Here is an 18185-nt window from a genome sequence, read left to right as displayed (position 1 = left end):
GAGCGGCGTGGCAAGTGGAACGCATCCAATCCATCCGGAACGCCGGCCGCCCGTGAGTTAAGGTAAGGCGGCGACGTGCCTGGACAAGCGCATTGGCTCGCTAAAAAGCCCCGTAGCAAACCGGGACGACACGCGGCTTAGCGCGTCAGTTCGGTAAAGCCTTGCAAAAGACGCTCGATGTCGGCGGCGTGAATGTTGCCCATCGTCGAGATGCGGAACAATTCGGCCGACAAACCGCCTTGACCGGCATAGATGACGAAACCGCGCGCCTTCAGCGCGTCGTGCAGTTGCGGATACGCCACGCCGTCCGGCAAGCGATACGCGCGCAGCACCACCGACGACTGCTGCGGCGGCAACACGCTGCCGATGCCTCGCTCGGCCAGGCCCGCGCGAGCCTGCTCGGCGAGCGCGGCATAACGCGCATGGCGCGCTTGCCAACCGCCTTCGTCGGCGAGTTCGCGCAGCGCTTCGACCAGCGCGTAGTACGCATGAACCGACGGCGTGAACGGCGTATTGCGCTGGTCCTGCAAGCGCGCGAGGCGCCCGAGGTCCAGGTAATACGTGCGGCTCGCCGCCTGCGCGAGCGCGGCGCGCCGCACCAGCACGAACGACGCGCCTGGCACGCCGTGCAGACACTTGTTCGCGGTCGCCGCGACGGCGTCGAGACTGGCGTCGGCGAAATCGATCGCTTCGGCGCCGAAGCTGCTGACGCCATCCACCAGCAGACGCAGACCGCGTTCGCGGCACAGCGCGCCGAGCGCCGCCAGATCGTTCAGGCGTCCCGTGGTGGTTTCGTGATGAATCACGGCGACATGGGTGAACGCCTGGTCCGCGTCGAGGCGTTCGGCGAGCTTCGCGAGATCCGGCGCCTGCATCCAGTCGTGTTTCAGCGACTCATGCGCGATACCGTATTGCGTGGCGATCTGCGAAATCCGCTCGCCGTACACGCCGTTTTCGACCACCAGCAGCTTGCCGTTCTGCGGCACCAGCGCGGCGGTCATGCTTTCGACGGCCGCGGTGCCGGAGCCGGTCATCAAGACCGCTTGCCATTCGTTTGCGTCGAGGCCGTACAGATCGACCAGGCGGGTACGCGCCTCTTCCTGCAAGTCGAAAAATTCGCTTTCGCGATGGCACAGATCCGTCTGCAACAGGCTGTTGCGAACGCGTTCGGTGAGCGTCACCGGGCCGGGATTGAGCAGCAACATGAGCGCACTCCTTAAGCAGCGCCGATGTGACGCATCAGGCGCGTCTTCACATCGGGCGGGGTGATAGTGGGACGCGGCAGGCCATCGGGCGTACCGCGGCGAATCGCCAGCCGCGCGAAACGCGGACCATGGGGCGACGGCGCAGCGTCGAACAATTCGTCGATTACGCTGACGTCGTCGCTTTCAACCGCCGACGCATAACCGCACGCCGCGGCGACACCCGCAAACGAGACTTGCGACGACACCGTCGCCTGACCGCCGGTCGAATCGTGTGCGCCGTTATCGAGCAGCACGTGCGTGAGATTCGATGGACCGTACGCGCCGAGCGTCGCGAATGCGCCCATGCGCATCAGCGCGGCGCCGTCGCCGTCGAGCGCGACCACGTGCAGGTCAGGACGCGCTAACGCAAGACCCAACGCGAACGGCGTCACGCAACCCATCGAGCCGACCATGTACAACTGGTTGGCACGGTCATCGATTGCATAGAGTTCGCGGCCGCAAAATCCAGTCGACGCGAGCACCACCGTCGAATCGAGCGGTGTGTGCGCGATGACTTTCCGCAACGCGTCGTGACGCGAAGCCAGCTCATTCGCCGCAACGTTTTTGAATTGCGAATGCGGCGCCACCGGCACACGGCGCGTACCTGCGGAGCGCTCTTTCAACTCATACGGCGCCACGCTGCCCTTTTGCATCACGAGCGCGTACGGACGGCCGGTTTCATCCATGTGAGCAAGCGCGCGATCCAACGCCGGGCCGATCGCGTCGGCTTCGGTCGGGAACGTCTCCCACGGAATTTCCATCGTATCGAGCATGGCGGGCGTGACCGGGCCCATCAGCGCATGCTGCGGTTCGTCCGCGACGCCGGGTTGCCCGCGCCACGTGACGATCAGCAATTGCGGCAAACGGAAGGTCCACGTGAGCGAGGTCAACGGACTTACGGCATTGCCGAGGCCGGAGTTCTGCATCATCGTGATGCCGCGCCGGCCGTTCTTTGCGCCGAGCGTGACGCCCGCGATCAACGCGACCGCATCGCCTTCATTGGCGGCCGACACGTAATGCAGCGATTCGTCCTGCAATACGTAGTTGATGAACGGCGTCAGATACGAGCACGGCACGCCTGCGTACCAGTCGAAGCCGCGCTCGCGCGCCGCCTCGACAAACTGTGCTGCCTCGATCATTGCGCGGCTCCGCTGACAGCGTCCGTCGTTCCTGCGCGGTTGCCGACCGCTGCCGCGAACGGCGCCTGCGCATGCGCGAAATCGCCGGCGCGACGGAAGTCTTCCAGATCGTTCACCCCGCGCCAGTGACCGTGCACGTATTGCACCTCGATCGCTTCGCCCGCCTCGATCAGCGCATTCAGCAGCGCGGGCATATCGAGCGAATCGAAATCCGGGCGCGCCTGCAGTCTGGCGATGACCGCTTGCAGACGCTCACGCCCTTCGCCACGAACATTCAGCAGACCCACCCAGCGGCCATGCGGCGTTTGCGAAGCAATCGCGGAGCTCGCCTGCGGCCCGCTCGACACATGACGCAGCGTGACCTTATTGCCGAACAGACCGCGATCGTCGGCTGCCGAACACCATGCGAAGTCACGCACACTGGCGTTTTCCGCGTCGGTCAGCGACGAATCGACCACCACGCTGAACGCGGCTTCGCTCTCGACCAGATCGCGCAGGATGTAGCTGCGGAACAGCAGATCGCCGTACGAAATGACGGTGTCGCCGGCAAGCTTGTCGACCGCGCACGCTAGCGACGCCAGCTCGCCGGTTTGCGCGTGACGTTCATTGACGACGAGCTTGATACCGGCCGTATCGATCGCATCGGCGCGATAACCGCCGACCACGGTGATGTCATTGACGCTCTGCTTCTTGAACGCATCGACGAGCCAGCGCAACAGCGGCTTGCCGGCGATCGGCAGCATGACTTTTGGACGATCTTCGGTGACGGCTTCGAGCCCCTTGCCGCGGCTGGCCGCGAGCACGATGGCCGCACCGGCCGCGCGTCCGCTCGACAGATAGCGGTCTTCGGCTTCCGAGTATTCGTCGGCGTCTTGCAGACGGAAGATTTCGTTGACCGCGGCAATGCTGTCTTCGACGTTGACGAGCGTTTCGCTCGAGTGAATTTCCTTGGCGACGGCCTGCATGGCCGAGGTTGCCGCGCGGATCAGATGATTGGCCCAGATGACCGTGCTGATGCCGGCCTCGCGGAACACTTCGGTAGGTGTGCTGTAGTACTTGGTCGGCACGATGACGAGCGGACCGCGGCCGGCCCATTCGCGCGCGAACTCGAGGATTTCGTCGGGACGCGAGAGCTTGCTGTGAATCAGGATCGCGTCGGCGCCGGCTTGCCGATAGGCTTCCGCGCGACGCAGCGCTTCGTCCATGCCCCAGCCGGCGATGAGTGCTTCGACGCGCGCGACGATCGAGAAGTTTTCATCCGACTGCGAGTCTTTACCGGCTTTGATCTTGCCGCAGAACTCGTCCATATCGGCGAGTGGCTGGGCTTCGCCGTTGATGAAGCTATTCGTTTTCGGGAACTGTTTATCTTCGATACAGACGCCGGCGATGCCGCGTTGTTCGAGTTTGCGCACGAGGCGGCGCACGTTGTTGAAGTTACCGTAGCCGGTATCGCCATCGAGGAGGATGGGCAGATCGCTGGCGTCGGCCATGAATTCGAGGTTATCGACGACTTGCGTCCAGCTGGCTTCGTTGTTGTCGCGCACGCCGAATTGGGCGGAGATCGCGAGGCCCGAGCCCCAGATCGCCTTGAAGCCGGCTTCGCGGACGATACGGGCGGAGAGACCGTTGTGGGCCTCCATCATGAATTCGAGTTCGTTGCTGACGAGCATCTGGCGCAGGCGTGCGCTGCGCGAAGCGGAGCTGAATGCGGGTTCGCGGGCGTTCATTTTGTTTACTCCTGGTGGCGGGCTTATCAGGGGTCTTTTTTGCCCTGCGGACGACTGGAAAAAAGACTCTTTTTTGCCCGGCGGGCGACTGGAAAATGGCGACTATAGCGGAAAATGTTTTTATTGGTGGTTAGGGGTTTGTTTGGGGTTTTTCTGATGTTGTTGTTAAGTGGGGAAATGTGTTGTTTTTTGCATTTCATGCGGATCATTCTATTTTGTGGTTTTTTGGCGTTGTGTGGAGAAATGTGAGTGGGGCCCCGCGGGGCGAGCGGTTGATGGTGGTTTTGTTTTTATCTTTGTTTGATTGTCTTTTTGGTTTTTTTATTGGTTTGGATTATTTGGTTTTTTATATTTTTTTATGGGTTTAAGCGGGTTTTTCATTAATTACGTTATTGGTTTATTAGCGTCGCCCCTGTGCGGGGCAGGCACCTACTTTTCTTTGCCTGCCGCAAAGAAAAGTAGGCAAAAGAAAGCGGCTCAAACCGCTAATTCTTAAGCGGGTCCCCTGGCCTGGAGGGGGCAGTGGTGCATCTGGAATCCGCGCCCTCGCGCATTCAACCTTGGTGACCAGGCACTCATACTTCCCGCCTCGCACTGCGTGCTCGCCGGAAGGGTTCATCAAAAACCGCGGATTCTTTGGCGCGGTGGCGCCGTCGGCTTCGCCTCGGCGATGCGTACTCACAACTGCGGCGAAAAAGCGAATCGCCGCAAAGCTGCAAGCTGCAAAAAGGAAACACGCCGTGCTACCGCGTCACATCAAGTGTGTGTGCGAAACGTAGCAAACTGTTTTAAGAGGTACTTTTCGGCGCGCGCAGCGCCGCCGGAAGAATGACTGCTGTGTCACTCACGTGGAATGTGCGAGACCACAGATTCCAGATGCACCACTACCGCAACTGTGCGGGGGCCCCGCTTAAGAGTTAGCGGTTTGAGCCGCTTTCTCTTGCTTACTTCTCTTTGCGGCGGCAAAGAGAAGTAAGTGCCCGCCCCGCACAGGGGCGACGCTAATACACCAATAACAAATCAAGGAAAGGCCAAAAAGCCAGACCCAGGAAAGGCCAACGCCGCAGTCATACAGACAAGCGCCGCACAGGCAAAAAAAACCTTATTTAATCAGACAAATAAACAACGGGTTTCCCCTCCCCTGCGGAGCAAAGAACCAGCGCCGTAAACACGGAAAGCAGCACACAGTAATCAGCAAGCCACCGCTGCAAGCGAAAAAGCAAAACCGAGCACACCCTGACCGCCCCCTTGCGAAAGCAAAAAAAGCCCTACTATGACCCTGAACAAAAAACTAGCCTCAATGATCGCGGTCCTCTGGGCCGGCCTGATCCTGATCGGCGGCTTCGGCGCATGGCAAAACCGCGCGTCGATGATCTCGGACCGCCGCGATCAACTCACCTCGCTGATCGACCAGGCCAACCACCTCGTCAACCGCTACTACACGCTAGCGCAACAACACACGATCACCGAAGACGAAGCCAAAAAGCAGGCGCTGGAATCGCTTGCCGCCATGCGCTACGGCAAAGACGGCTACATCTCCGTCAACGATTCGCAGCCGGTCATGCTAATGCATCCGATCAAGCAGGATATGGTCGGCAAGAACCTGGCGCAGTTCACCGACCCGGCCGGCAACCATCTGTTCGTCGACATAGTCAACGCAGGCAATCACGACGGCGGCGGCTTCGTCGACTATCTGTGGGCCAAGCCGGACAGCGACACACCCGTCGCAAAAACGAGCTTCGCGGTCCACTTCGCGCCGTGGGACTGGTATATCGTCACCGGCATGTACATGGACGACGTGCAGCACGCGTTCTACGCCAATCTGCTGCGCTGGCTCGTCATCACCGTGACGCTCGGCACAATCGCCACTATCGTCATGCTGCTGGTATTGCGCAGCATCCGTCGCACGCTCGGCGGCGATCTCGAAGTCGCGGTCGAAGCAGCCCAACTGATGGCGCGCGGCAACCTCGCCACGCGCGTGCCGGTGCAAGCTAACGACACCGGCAGTCTGCTGCACGCGCTCCACACCATGCAGGCCGGTCTGGTCGATACGGTTTCGCGCGTGCGTCTCGGCACCGAAAACATCAATATCGGTGCAACCGAAATCGCCGCCGGCAACACGGATCTCTCACAGCGCACCGAAGAACAGGCCGCGGCGCTCGTCGAAACGGCATCGAGCATGGATCAGATGACGGTCAACGTGAAGCAGAACGCGGACAGCGCACTGCAAGCGGCACAACTCGCCGGTCAGGCCGCGGATGTGGCCACCCGCGGCAGCCGCGTCGTCGACGACGTGGTCCGCACGATGGGCGAAATCACCAGCAGCTCGCGGCAGATCGGCGACATCATCGGCGTGATCGACGGCATCGCGTTCCAGACCAACATCCTCGCGCTCAACGCCGCCGTCGAAGCGGCGCGCGCGGGCGAACAGGGACGCGGCTTCGCGGTGGTCGCCTCGGAAGTGCGCAGCCTCGCGCAGCGCTCCGCCACGGCCGCGAAGGAAATCAAGGCGTTGATCGAGACCTCGACCCATACCGTCGACGCCGGCGCGTCGCTGGTCGCCAATGCCGGCTCGACCATGGGCGAGATCGTGCAGTCGGTACGTCGCGTCAACGAAATTCTCGAGGAGATCAGCCACGCGTCGCGCGAACAGAGCGCGGGCATCGAACAGGTCAATCGCGCAGTCGGCGAAATGGATCAGGTCACGCAGCAGAATGCCGCGCTCGTCGAACAAGCCGCCGCCGCGGCCCATTCGCTGAAGGACCAGGTGGGCGTGCTGCGCGAGGCGATCTCGAGCTTCGCTCTGCCGGCCTGAGGCCGCTAGCGGCAAAAAAAGAAGGCGCTCTACAGGCAGAGAGCGCCTCTTTAACACGCCGCGTCGGAGTCGACGCATTAATCGAACGAAACAGCCGCACGGATTTTTCAAGTCCGCGCGGCTTTTTTGTGATCAGCGAACGCTTACCACGCGCAATCCCGCAACCAGATTAAGCCGAATTTGGCATCGCCGAATTCGGCTTAAGGCATTTTCATCAGCACGCGCCGCTTCCGATAATGGCCGCTTTCAAACGCGTGCCTCGCGGCAAGCGCGAGGCAAAGCCCTTCCTTTCGCGAGCGCCGCCATCGAGAACCCGCTGCCATGTTGCTCCACCTCATCTACCTGCTTGCGATCGTCGCCGAAGCCATGTCCGGCGCGCTGATGGGCATGCGCCGCGGCATGGACCGCTTCGGCCTGTGCCTCGTCGGCACCGTCACCGCGCTCGGCGGCGGCACGGTGCGCGACGTATTGCTGGGCCACTATCCCCTTGCATGGATCTCGCATCCAGATTGCGTTCTGATTACAATCGGGGCGGCGTCGATTGCCGCGGCCAGCGCGAAATGGCTGCGCAACTGGCAACGGATGTTCGTCACGGTCGACGCACTCGGCCTGATCGCGTTCACGATCATCGGTTGCGATGTCGCCGCGACGCTCGACGTGAGTCCGATGATTGTCGTGCTGGCCGGCGCAATCACCGGCGTGTGCGGCGGCATGCTGCGCGACCTGCTGTGCAACCAGATGCCGCTCGTGCTGCGTGAGGAGCTGTACGCGAGCATCGCGCTCGGCGCGGGCGCGCTGTACGTCGCGCTGCAAGCCTGGGACGTGGCGCCGGGGCCGGCCTCCATCGTGGTATTGGCCGGCGGCTTCGCGATACGCATGCTGGCCGTGCGGTTTGGTTGGCAATTCAAGGTGTTCACCGCCGCCGATTCGGGCGGCGCAAACTAATCCCGCCGCACGCCACGCGCGTGTGGCCTTCACTCGAGGAGCACGCTCGACAGTCACGCGCAACCAGCCGCCGGCATCGCCGGTTCGAGCTCGCCACGCAACGCTGTTCGCTCATCGCACTCATGATCCAAAAGAAGAAGTCGCAGTCGCACGATCCGTACGCGCCCGTCGCGAAGAACCAGCTGCTGGCCGCGCGCCTGCCCATGTGGCGCTCGAAACTCGTCGTCCTGCTGGTGTTCGGCGCGTTCGCGTCGCTGGCGGGGCGCGCGTTCTGGGTGCAGGTGGTCAATCAGGACTTCTACGTCGATCAGGGGCAAAAACGCTATCAGCGCACCATCGAACTCGATGCGACGCGCGGGCGCATCGTCGATCGCAATGGTTCGATGCTCGCCGTCAGCCTTGCCACCTATGAGATCTGGGCCTCGCCCAGGCTGCTCGACGAAGCCGCGTTCGCGCCGCTTGCCAGGCTGCTCGACCTGCCGCGGGCGGAACTGCGCCGGCGTCTGAACGGCGACAAGACCTTCGTGCTGCTCAAGCGCCAGGTGGATGCCGACACCGCCGCTCACCTCAACAAACTGGGCCTCGCCGGCATCACGCAGATCGCGGATTCGAAGCGCTTTTACCCGGAGGGCGAATCGGCGGCGCACGTGGTCGGCTTCACGGATATCGAGGACAACGGCCAGGAAGGCGTTGAGCTCGCCGCCAACGAGCAGCTGCTCGGCGTGCCGGGCCAGCGCGAAGTGATCCGCGACCGGCTGGGCCGGGTCGTGTCCGAGACCCGGCCGCTCGTGCCCGCGCAAAACGGCGACACGATCCACCTGACGATCGACCGGCGCATTCAGCAGCTCGCCTACGCACAACTGAAGGACGCGATTGCCAAACATCACGCCGAAGCAGGCAGCGTGGTCGTGCTCGATGCGCGCAACGGCGAGATTCTCGCGCTCGCCAACTATCCGAGCTTCGATCCCAACGACCGCGCCCGTCTCACCGGACGGCAGCTGCGCAATCGCGCGGTGGTCGATACCTTCGAGCCGGGCTCGACGATCAAGCCGGTCGTCGTCGCCCTCTCGATCGACGAAGGCAAGGTCCGGCCGCAAAGCGTCATCGATACCGCGCCGGGCTGGTACAAGATCGGCCCGGCCGTGATTCACGACACATCGAATCATGGCGCAATGACCGTCGCCGAAGCCGTGCAGAAGTCGAGCAATATCGCGCTCGCCAAACTCGCACTGAACCTGCCCGCCGAAACGATCTGGAACAAGTATCAGGAATATGGACTTGGGTTGAGGCCCGAGCTGACCTTTCCGGGTGTCGCGTCGGGCAAGGTGCGCCCATACAAACGCTGGCGCCCGATCGAACAGGCGACCATGGCGTATGGCTATGGCCTGTCCACTTCGTTGCTGCAGATCGCGCAGGTCTACACCGCCTATGCGGGAGACGGCACCTTGCATCAGGTCAGTCTGCTGCGAAAAAACACAAACGCGGACGGTAGCTCGGACACAGGCGCGGCTACGAACGGGGCCACAAGCGCGTCCACAAGCGCGGCCAAAGCCGCGGACATTGGCACTGCGGCGCAGGCCGGCGACAAGGGTCGCGCGGTCACCACACCCGCCACCGCGCGCGCGATCCGCTCGATGCTCGAAATGGCCACCGGACCTGGCGGCACGGGACGCGCCGCAGCGGTGGAAGGCTACCGGATCGGCGGCAAAACCGGCACGGCGCGCAAACAGGTCGGCGCGACTTACGCGAAAAACCGTTACCGCGCGCTGTTTGTCGGCATGGCGCCGATGAGCGATCCGCGGCTGATCGTCGCAGTGATGATCGACGACCCCGCCGGCAAGGCATTCTATGGCGGGACGGTGGCCGGACCCGTGTTTAGCGGGGTCACCGGCGGTGCTTTGCAACTGCTGGGCGTACCGCCGGATGCGTGAAATGAAAAGTCCGTAGCGACGCTCAGCACGCCGCATTATCGCGGTCCTTAATCACATCACGCCGCGATGCGATTGCGGCCACCGTGTTTGGCCCGATACATCGCCCGATTGGCTTCGTCCATCACCGTGCGGCCTTGCGCGACCGCGTCGGCCGGCGCGCGGCCACGCCACTCGACACGGTCAATGCGATGCGTCCACCGTGATCATCCTGCAAGAGAATCAGGCGAAAGAATCAAGCGCGGGGATTTTGAGCGCGATCTTAAGTTTGGCTTAATTCTTACCTGTAACTATGACGCACAACATCCCCTGTTGAGCCGCCAGAACATCGGCGGCGCTTTTTTATCGAAGGGGTGTCGCCGACGCGCCGATAGATGGTTAGCATGCCTGCGAAGAAGGAGTCAAACGATGGTGGAAGACACGGTATTCGAGCATTTGCGCACGATGCCCGGTAACGAATGGGTGCGCCAGATCCACTCGTGCAAGGTCTCGGATCCTTTGCAGCCTCCATGGGGACGCTCGTACAGACTCGTCGAATGGACCATGAAGCACACCCCTGAACCGAGCCGTCGCGTGGTACCCGCGGAAAGCACACCACTCGAAATCGCCCAGGCAGTCGTGTCCCACATTCCGGGGCGCCGCTTCTGCCAGCACGGCGACGACTAATCGCACAGCCGGCAACCTGTCCTCAACTTTTCGCGCGCGTCGCCACTTCTTCCTCAAACAGGGCGATTTCTTCCGCAGCGGCTTTGGCGACGCTCGGGCGCCGCATCAATCGCTTGTAGTACTCAGCAACTGCGGGCCATTGCGACAGATCGATGCCGCCATACGACGCCCAGTTCAGCACGGTGACCAGATAAGCGTCGCCCACGCTGAACGCGTCGAGCAGATACTCGCTTTGCGCCAGATGCTCTTGCAGAACGCCCAGCCGCAACGAGGCCTTGTCGCGCGCGTAGCGCTTCACGTCTTCAGGCGCCAGCGCATCGAGTAGCGGCACGAACACCGTCTTGTGCAACTCCGTGCTGATAAAACCCAACCATTGTTGCAGCCGCGCGCGCTGCGCCGTGCCCGCGGCGGGCGCGAGCCGTGCGGCCGGATAACGATCGGCCACATAAGGCAGGATCGCGGTGTTTTCGCTCAGCAGCCAACCTTCGTCCGTACGCAACACCGGCACCTGCCCGAGCGGACTGATGGGATAAAAGTCCGAGCCGTCCGACAACTGTTTTGACTTCGTGTCGACCTGAATGAACCCAGCTTGCGCTCCCGCTTCGTACAACGCGATTCGGGTGGCCAGCGAGCACGCGAGCGGCGAGAAGTACAGATCCATGAGGCATCCCCTATCGTTGATGTTTTTGTACTATATTGCATAGAAATCTCTTCCGCCATATTTTTATGCAGACCAGTACAAAAAAAGAAACCCGCCCACGTGGCCGCCCGCGTGCCTATGATTCCGACCAGGCGCTCGCCGATGCAAGAGACGTGTTCTGGCGTAGCGGCTATGCGGGCACCTCGCTGGATCAGTTGAGCGCCGCGACCGGCATGAACCGCCCGAGCCTGTACGGCGCATTCGGCGACAAACATGCGTTGTATCTGGCCACGCTCGAACGTTATATCGAGGCGGGCCGGCTCGCGATGGTTCATGCGCTCGGTGAGGACCTGCCGTTGCCGCAGGCACTGCTGCGCGTTTATGACGGCGCACTCGCGTGGTACCTGCCTGCCGACGGCGATCCGCTCGGCTGCTTCATGATCGGCACCGCCGTGGTCGAAGCGGTGGAAGACGCCGAGGTCCGCGCGGCGCTTGCCGAGGGACTGCGCACCTACGACAAGACCTTCGAGAAACGCTTCAAGCTGGCGCAGGCCGCCGGCGAACTGGCGGCCGATGCGCAACCGCCCCTCCTCGCGAGGATCGCGTCGGCGATTTTGCACAGCCTCGCGTTGCGCGCCCGTGCGGGCGATTCGCGTGCGTCGTTACGGGCGACAGCGGTCGCGGGGGTGGCATTGATATGCGGCAGTGCGAGCGCGTCACCCGGACCGGCAACGGGCAAAGCCACAGCGAAAGCACGTGGGCGCTAGCCAGGCGGTTCCGCAAAAAGACGGGATATACTGTACGCATATACAGTACTTTTCGTCTGAGCAATGCGTCTTCCTCCCTTCGAACCTCCCACGCTTGCCGAACTGCGCGCCTGGTGGCGCACGCGCGACGAACAGGCCATCCAGCGGCTCATTCTCGAGATCCAGCGCCAGCGGCTCACGTTGCTGGAGCTGCGCAACCTGATTGACAGCGGCGTCCAGCAAGCGCGCGCCGCCGATCGCACGCTGGTCGAGCGGGGCGAGCCCTTGATGACGTTACGCATACGGATCGCGCAGGAAGTGCTGCGGGTCGGCGACATCGACGATACGCGGCAGATGAGCCGGGCCGAACAGGAACGGCTCGCCGTGCGTACCGAGGGCCAGATGGAATACGCGCGCGAAGGCCGCCTGAGACGGCAGCGCCGGAATATCTAGCTCTCAGGCGCGAGCGTGACAGCGTACTTCCGCGCGCCGAACCAGAAAAAGCGCGCAGCGGCCTTCGGACTCGTCAGCGCGTTTGCGTGGCGACGCGCAGGCCGAGCGAAATGAACAGCACGCCGATGATCTTGTTTTGCCAGCGGCTAAGCCATGTCAGGCGTTTGACGAGTTTGCCCAGCGGACGAATGGTCAGCACGATTAGCGTTGTATAAAGCGCGCTCATGCCGACGAAGATAAGTCCCAGCGTCGTGAACTGCAGGAAGGTGGAGCCGTGTTCAGGACGAACGAACTGCGGCAGGAACGCGAGGAAAAACAGCGCGGTCTTGGGGTTCAGCACTTCGGCGGGAATCGCCTGAAAGAAGGCTTTGGAAGCGGATACCGGCGCCACCGCCGGCAAATGCGCGCTCGCCTGCTTCTCGCGCAAGGCGCGAACGCCCAGATAGACGAGATAGGCGGCACCGACGAATTTCACGGCATTGAAAGCAAGCGCCGACGTCATCAGCAGCGCCGACAGCCCGACCGCCGCACCCAGGGTGTGAATGAAATCGCCAACCGCGATGCCGAGACCGGTGAGTATGCCCGCCTTGCGTCCCCCATGCACCGTACGCGTCAAAACCAGCAGCACGGCCGGACCGGGAATCAGAAAGAGCCCTAATACAACGGCGACGAACGTTCCTAGCGTGGAAAAATCAAGCATGTTGTCTCCTTGGTGGCGCGCCCGGTGCGGCCGGGAGCGCGTTCAACGCACGATTGTAGACGAATGCTGATCACCGATTCACGATCCGTTACCATGGCGGGCACCGGGCCGCATGAGATCCACGCATGAGATCCACGCATGTGATCCGCATGTGGCCATGCATGAGGCCCGCATTTTTTCATCCAATGAAGTCTTTGCCTTGCCCACTTATACCTTGCCCGCGCCGCTCTCCGCCGAACTGGAGATTCGTAAGAGCCGTTTCATCGCGCATGCGATTCCCGTCGCCGACCGCGACGCCGCGATGGTCGAGTTGCGGCGTCTGCGCGACGCGCATCCGGGCGCGACGCACGTGTGCTGGGCGCTGCTGGCGGGCGGCCAGTCAGGCATGTCGGACGACGGCGAGCCGTCCGGAACCGCCGGCCGGCCCATTCTCGAAGTGCTGCGGCATCACGATCTGGACGGCGTGCTGGCGGCCGTCGTGCGCTATTACGGCGGCGTGAAGCTGGGCGCCGGCGGACTGGTGCGCGCCTATACCGACGCGATTGCTTCGGCGCTATTGGACGCACCGCGCGTGGAGAGGATTGCTCAGGTGACGCTGATCGTCGAAGTGAGCTATGCCGATGAAGCGAAGGTGCGCAGATGGATCGAGGCCGAAGCTTACGGACTCGTGGACAGCGTCTACGGGATGCTGGTGAGGATGACCGTCCGGCTGCCGGTCAACGCGGTGGACGATGCCCGGCTGGCCCTCGTGGATATGACGCAAGGGAAAGCCGGGTTTTTCTGATCGTTATCATGAGCGTGGCGGTTTCAAACGTTCGAGCAGCGCGGCCCTGATCCAGTTAAGAGGATCACGGGAACGGCGCGCTGTTACCATGCTGCTCTGTACCGGGATGATTCAACCTAAAAGGCAACTCCTCTGACCTCGACTGCCGCTTTTTCCAGCACAGCGTCCGAGTCGCCGCAACAGAGTCAGACTCTGCGGCAATCGCTCGGCCCTCCGCGCCCGGCCCTGAGATCCGCTGTGCTCAAGGGTTGCGGCGTCGTCGCACTGCCGTTGATGCTGTCCGCCTGCTCCTGGTCATGGTTCGGCCTGAATAGTCCACCGCGCCCACCGCGCGCGGCCACGCATGCAACCGGCTGGCTCAGCGTCGCTCCCGCCCGCGATTTTGCCTACATGCCGGCTCGCAACGGCCAGGTGTCGCCGAACCGGATCGAAAACACGGCGATGACCGGCATCGTGTTAAAAAACGATATCAACGAAAACGTGCGCAACAGCGTTGCCAGCAGCTTGCAGGTTGCCGGCTTTCATCTCACCGAGGGTAGAAAGGTTCTGAGCGGCAGCATCGAAAAGTTCACCGTAGACGATGAGCGCTCTCCCGCCTTCTGGACACTGAAAATGCGTTACGTCGTGACTGACGCCACGACCCAGAAAGTCGTGTTCTCCACCATCAAGACGGTCCGTCAGAAGTCGCCTAAATTCACCAGCAACATCATCGCCATTGAAGACACGGTCAAGCTGAGCGTCGATGCGTTGATCAACGACCCAGGCTTCGTCAAATCGGTGAATTGAAACGGACGGACTGAATCGGTGCGTTCGCCGATTCGCTACAATTGGCACCTATCGGGAAACGCGGAATCAGGTCGTCACTGGTGCTCACTTCACCATTTCGCGCGCCCGATTCATTGCACTCACGCATTGCACTCACGCATTGCACTCACGTTTACTTCTCCGTGCGAGCTGTCATGTCCCTCACCGCCTGGCTGTTTTTCCTGCCCACCTGCTTCGCGATCAACCTCGCGCCCGGCCCGAACAATCTTCTATCGATCAACGTCGCCGCGCGTCACGGCTTCATGACGGCGTTCGTCGGTGGCACCGGCCGGCTGGTCGCGTTCGCGTTGATGCTGGTACTGGCCGCGACCGGACTCGCCGTCGTGCTGCACGCATCCGAGTGGTTCTTTCTGGCGATCAAACTGGCCGGCGCCGGCTATCTGATCTGGCTTGCGATCCAGTTGTGGCGCAGTGACGCTCCGGCCATCGATACGACCCGGCAGGACGACGGGTCGCTCTGGCGAATCGCGCGGCAAGAATGCCTCGTGGCTGCTGGCAACCCGAAAGCGATTCTGGTTTTCACCGCATTTTTGCCGCAGTTCGTCGATATCGCCAAACCGATGCTGCCGCAATTCGCGGTGCTCGGCGCGAGCTTTCTGGTACTCGAATGGGTGGCGATCGCGCTTTATTCGTGGGCGGGCATGCATCTTGGCAAGTGGCTGGTTCGCGCCAGGGTTCGCCGCTGGTTCAACCGGTGCTGCGGGGCATTTTTGGCTGTAATCGGCGCGAGCTTTCTGCTGGTTCGGCGAACGTAAACGTCATTGCCGGAAACGCAATACCAGGCTTACCGAACCATCCCGCTGCCGACGCTTCAGCCACACACAGCCTTCTCTCTCGAGACGATTTAAACCGGCACGGCAACGGGTCCGTCCGCGTATATATAAACGATAGCTAATGCAATAGCGCAGAAACTTTAACTAGCAGTAATCGTCCTGCGCCCGTATGCTCAAAGAGTGACCCGCCGCCGCGGCAAGGCTAATATGCGGCATCGGGCAAGCGACTTCTCATAGTCACAGGGGCGGCATCATGAAGATCTGTATCTTCGGAGCAGGAGCGATTGGCGGTTTGATGGGCGTGCAATTGGCGCGTGCCGGCGCCGACGTGAGTTTCATCGCGCGCGGCGCGCATCTCGCGGCGATGCGCGAACACGGCGCGCGCCTGATCATGGACGGCGAGACGTTCAGCGCGCCGGTACGCTGCACGTCCGACCCAGCCGAACTCGGCGTGCAGGATGTCGTGATCGTCACGCTAAAGGCGCACTCCTTGCCCGGCGTGGTCGACGCCATGCAGCCGCTCCTCGGCAAGCACACGTCGATCGTCACTGGCGTCAATGGGATTCCCTATTGGTACTTTTACCAGCACGGCGGAAAGTTCGCCGGTACGCGCCTCGCCAGCATCGACCCGGACGGCAGCCAATGGACCAAGCTCGGTCCCGAACGCGCGATCGGCTGTGTGCTTTTTCCCGCCGCGGAGATTGTCGAACCGGGTGTGATCAAGCACGTGTACGGCAAGAAATTCCCGATCGGCGAGCCGAATGGCGAACGCACGCCGCGCATTCAGCAATTGCACGAGATCATGCAGGCGGCCGGTTTCGATGCACCGATCCGCGACAATATCCGCGACGAAATCTGGCTCAAGCTGTGGGGCAACCTGTGCTTCAATCCGATCAGCGCATTGACGCACGCCACGCTCGACATCCTCACCAGCGACCCCGGCACACGTGCGGTATCGCGCACCATGATGCTGGAAGCCAAGCGCATTGCTGACCAGTTCGGCGTGCATTTTCGTGTCGATGTGGAAAAACGTATCGACGGCGCGGGCGCGGTCGGCGCACATAAGACCTCGACGCTGGTCGATCTGGAGAACCGCCGTCCTATGGAGATCGATCCGCTCCTGACGGTGGTGCAGGAAATGGGCCGTCTCGTTGCCGAGCCCACGCCGACTATCGACGTCGTGCTCGCCCTGATCAAACTGCGTGAGCGGATGGCCTTGCAAGGCGATTGAACGCTCATTCACGCAGCGATCAACGCTTTATAAGCTTCAGAAAAGGATCGAACGCCACGCGCGTTCGATCCTTTTTTTACATCGCTACTGATCGATCGCCAGCCACACCGACTTCGGTTCGGTGAAGTTTTCAATCGCCACGTCACCATGCTCGCGGCCAAAGCCGGAATCGCCGGAACCGCCCCAAGGCAAACGCACGTCGGTGTAGCCGTAGGTATTGATCCATACGGTGCCCGCTCTCAGGTCACGCGCAACCCGATGCACGCGGCCAATATCCGCGCTCCATACGCCGGCCGCGAGGCTATACAACGTGCCATTGGCGATACGGATCGCATCGGCTTCGTCGTTGAAACGAATCACAGTCGCCACCGGCCCGAAGATCTCCTCCTGCGAAATGCGCATTTCATGCTCGACGTTGGCGAATACCGTCGGCTCGACGAAAAAGCCGCGCTCGCCCACGCGCGCGCCGCCGGTCACAAGCGACGCGCCTTCGGCACGCCCTGTCTCGACATAACCAAGCACAGTCTTCATCTGCGCCGCGGAGATGAGCGGCCCCATCGACGTTTCGCGCGCCGCCGGATCGCCAACCTTGATCGCCTTCGCTCGCGCCGCGAGACGCTCGACCACTTCGTCGTAGACGTCGCGATGAGCAAGAATGCGCGAGCCCGCCGAACAGACCTGGCCGGAGTTGAAGAAAATGCCCGACGCCGCGGCGCGCACCGCATTGTCGAGGTTTGCATCCGGGAAGATCAGATTGGCCGACTTGCCGCCGAGCTCAAGCGTGACGCGCTTGAAGTTGCTGGCCGCGCCCTGCAGAATGCCACGTCCCACGGAAGGCGAGCCCGTGAAAGTCACTTTGTCGATGCCCGGATGCGCCACCAGCGCATCGCCTACCACCCGCCCCTTGCCGGTGACGATATTCAGGACTCCCGGCGGCACGCCCGCTTCGAGCGCGAGTTCGCCGATGCGCAACGCGGACAGCGGCGTGATCTCCGCGGGCTTGACGATCACGGTGCAACCACAGGCCAGCGCGGGCGCGATTTTCCACATGCCGATCATCAGCGGGAAATTCCACGGCACGATTGCGGCGACCACGCCGACCGGCTCACGCAGCGTGTACGTCAACGCATCGGGGCGCACCGGCACCACCTGCCCGTTGATCTTGTCACACCAGCCTGCGTAGTATTCGAGCGTATCGATCGCTGCCGGAATATCCTGGCGCATCACCGCCGAGATCGGCTTGCCGGCATCGAGGCTTTCGAGCGCGGCGAGCTCTTCCAGATTCGCGCGCATCAGACCGGCGAGACGCGCCAGGATGCGGCCCCGCTCGGCCGCCCGTATCGCGTTCCACACTTTCAATGCGGCCCGCGCCGCGTGGACGGCGGTATCGACATCGGCGGCGCTGCCTTGTGCGACCAGCGCAATCGGCTCTTCGCTCGCCGGGTTGATGTCGACGGAATATTCGCCGGTGCCGGGCGGCAAACGCTTGCCGTCAATCAGCAGATCATGGCGTCTGAGGTCGGTTTCAGTTTCCATCATGAAGCTCCTTGTGTGGAATGTTGGATGAAC

16 protein-coding genes and 1 pseudogene are annotated in these 18185 nt (G+C 62.2%); 10 read left to right on the top strand and 7 right to left on the bottom strand.

Annotation, left to right across the window (positions count from 1 at the left end; translation table 11 throughout):
- Positions 1-137: 137 nt before the first annotated feature.
- Genes PQR53_RS13445 through aepX form a run of 3 tightly spaced genes read right to left on the bottom strand, consistent with a single transcriptional unit; the run spans position 138 to position 4110 of the window.
- Positions 138-1205, bottom strand: a complete 1068-nt coding sequence (locus PQR53_RS13445; protein ID WP_408454206.1) for a 2-aminoethylphosphonate aminotransferase — start codon at positions 1203-1205, stop codon at positions 138-140.
- 11 nt (positions 1206-1216) lie between these two features.
- A complete protein-coding gene (gene aepY, locus PQR53_RS13440) occupies positions 1217-2383 on the bottom strand; it encodes a phosphonopyruvate decarboxylase (RefSeq protein ID WP_408454203.1) in 1167 nt (388 codons plus the stop codon).
- A complete protein-coding gene (gene aepX, locus PQR53_RS13435) occupies positions 2380-4110 on the bottom strand; it encodes a phosphoenolpyruvate mutase (protein WP_408454200.1) in 1731 nt (576 codons plus the stop codon). The genes aepY and aepX overlap by 4 nt, the downstream gene beginning before the upstream one ends.
- Before the next feature lie 1273 nt (positions 4111-5383).
- Between aepX and PQR53_RS13430 the strand changes: the two genes are divergently transcribed.
- The 3 genes from PQR53_RS13430 (at position 5384) to PQR53_RS13420 (ending at position 9801) form a co-directional block, all read left to right on the top strand.
- Positions 5384-6925, top strand: a complete 1542-nt coding sequence (locus PQR53_RS13430; protein ID WP_408454198.1) for a methyl-accepting chemotaxis protein — start codon at positions 5384-5386, stop codon at positions 6923-6925.
- 321 nt (positions 6926-7246) lie between these two features.
- A complete protein-coding gene (locus tag PQR53_RS13425) occupies positions 7247-7870 on the top strand; it encodes a trimeric intracellular cation channel family protein (protein WP_408454196.1) in 624 nt (207 codons plus the stop codon).
- 122 nt (positions 7871-7992) lie between these two features.
- Positions 7993-9801, top strand: a complete 1809-nt coding sequence (locus PQR53_RS13420; protein ID WP_408454194.1) for a peptidoglycan D,D-transpeptidase FtsI family protein — start codon at positions 7993-7995, stop codon at positions 9799-9801.
- Between the two features lie 56 nt (positions 9802-9857).
- Here PQR53_RS13420 and PQR53_RS13415 read toward each other — a convergent pair.
- Positions 9858-10015 (bottom strand): annotated as a pseudogene (locus tag PQR53_RS13415) (diguanylate cyclase domain-containing protein); the annotation flags it as partial.
- Between the two features lie 191 nt (positions 10016-10206).
- On the opposite strand from PQR53_RS13415, the gene PQR53_RS13410 reads away from it, so the two are divergent.
- The gene (locus tag PQR53_RS13410) at positions 10207-10464 is read left to right on the top strand and encodes a DUF2866 domain-containing protein (RefSeq protein WP_408454191.1); all 258 of its coding nucleotides are present in this window, start codon (positions 10207-10209) and stop codon (positions 10462-10464) included.
- Between the two features lie 22 nt (positions 10465-10486).
- On the opposite strand, the gene PQR53_RS13405 is transcribed toward PQR53_RS13410, so the two are convergent.
- Entirely contained in the window at positions 10487-11125 is a 639-nt protein-coding gene (locus PQR53_RS13405; protein WP_408454189.1) for a glutathione binding-like protein, read from the bottom strand.
- A gap of 65 nt (positions 11126-11190) precedes the next feature.
- Between PQR53_RS13405 and PQR53_RS13400 the strand changes: the two genes are divergently transcribed.
- Both PQR53_RS13400 and PQR53_RS13395 read left to right on the top strand, forming a co-directional pair.
- The gene (locus PQR53_RS13400) at positions 11191-11871 is read left to right on the top strand and encodes a TetR/AcrR family transcriptional regulator (protein ID WP_408454187.1); all 681 of its coding nucleotides are present in this window, start codon (positions 11191-11193) and stop codon (positions 11869-11871) included.
- Between the two features lie 63 nt (positions 11872-11934).
- The gene (locus tag PQR53_RS13395) at positions 11935-12303 is read left to right on the top strand and encodes a hypothetical protein (protein WP_408454185.1); all 369 of its coding nucleotides are present in this window, start codon (positions 11935-11937) and stop codon (positions 12301-12303) included.
- Between the two features lie 73 nt (positions 12304-12376).
- Here the strand turns inward: PQR53_RS13395 and PQR53_RS13390 are convergent, their stop codons facing one another.
- Entirely contained in the window at positions 12377-13003 is a 627-nt protein-coding gene (locus tag PQR53_RS13390) for a LysE family translocator (protein ID WP_323047270.1), read from the bottom strand.
- Between the two features lie 157 nt (positions 13004-13160).
- On the opposite strand from PQR53_RS13390, the gene PQR53_RS13385 reads away from it, so the two are divergent.
- The 4 genes from PQR53_RS13385 (at position 13161) to PQR53_RS13370 (ending at position 16616) form a co-directional block, all read left to right on the top strand.
- Positions 13161-13787 (top strand): IMPACT family protein, encoded by a 627-nt coding sequence (locus PQR53_RS13385; protein WP_408454324.1) that lies wholly within the window; start codon positions 13161-13163, stop codon positions 13785-13787.
- A gap of 237 nt (positions 13788-14024) precedes the next feature.
- Entirely contained in the window at positions 14025-14573 is a 549-nt protein-coding gene (locus tag PQR53_RS13380; RefSeq protein WP_408454183.1) for a hypothetical protein, read from the top strand.
- Between the two features lie 173 nt (positions 14574-14746).
- The gene (locus tag PQR53_RS13375; RefSeq protein WP_408454181.1) at positions 14747-15367 is read left to right on the top strand and encodes a LysE family translocator; all 621 of its coding nucleotides are present in this window, start codon (positions 14747-14749) and stop codon (positions 15365-15367) included.
- A gap of 271 nt (positions 15368-15638) precedes the next feature.
- A complete protein-coding gene (locus PQR53_RS13370) occupies positions 15639-16616 on the top strand; it encodes a 2-dehydropantoate 2-reductase (protein WP_408454178.1) in 978 nt (325 codons plus the stop codon).
- An 84-nt stretch (positions 16617-16700) separates the two neighbouring features.
- Here the strand turns inward: PQR53_RS13370 and PQR53_RS13365 are convergent, their stop codons facing one another.
- Positions 16701-18152 (bottom strand): aldehyde dehydrogenase family protein, encoded by a 1452-nt coding sequence (locus tag PQR53_RS13365; RefSeq protein WP_408454322.1) that lies wholly within the window; start codon positions 18150-18152, stop codon positions 16701-16703.
- Between the last annotated feature and the right edge of the window lie 33 nt (positions 18153-18185).

It is taken from the genome of Paraburkholderia fungorum, assembly GCF_046027605.1.
Taxonomy (GTDB): Bacteria; Pseudomonadota; Gammaproteobacteria; order Burkholderiales; family Burkholderiaceae; genus Paraburkholderia; species Paraburkholderia fungorum_F.
This window is presented reverse-complemented; position numbering and strand designations above follow the sequence as displayed.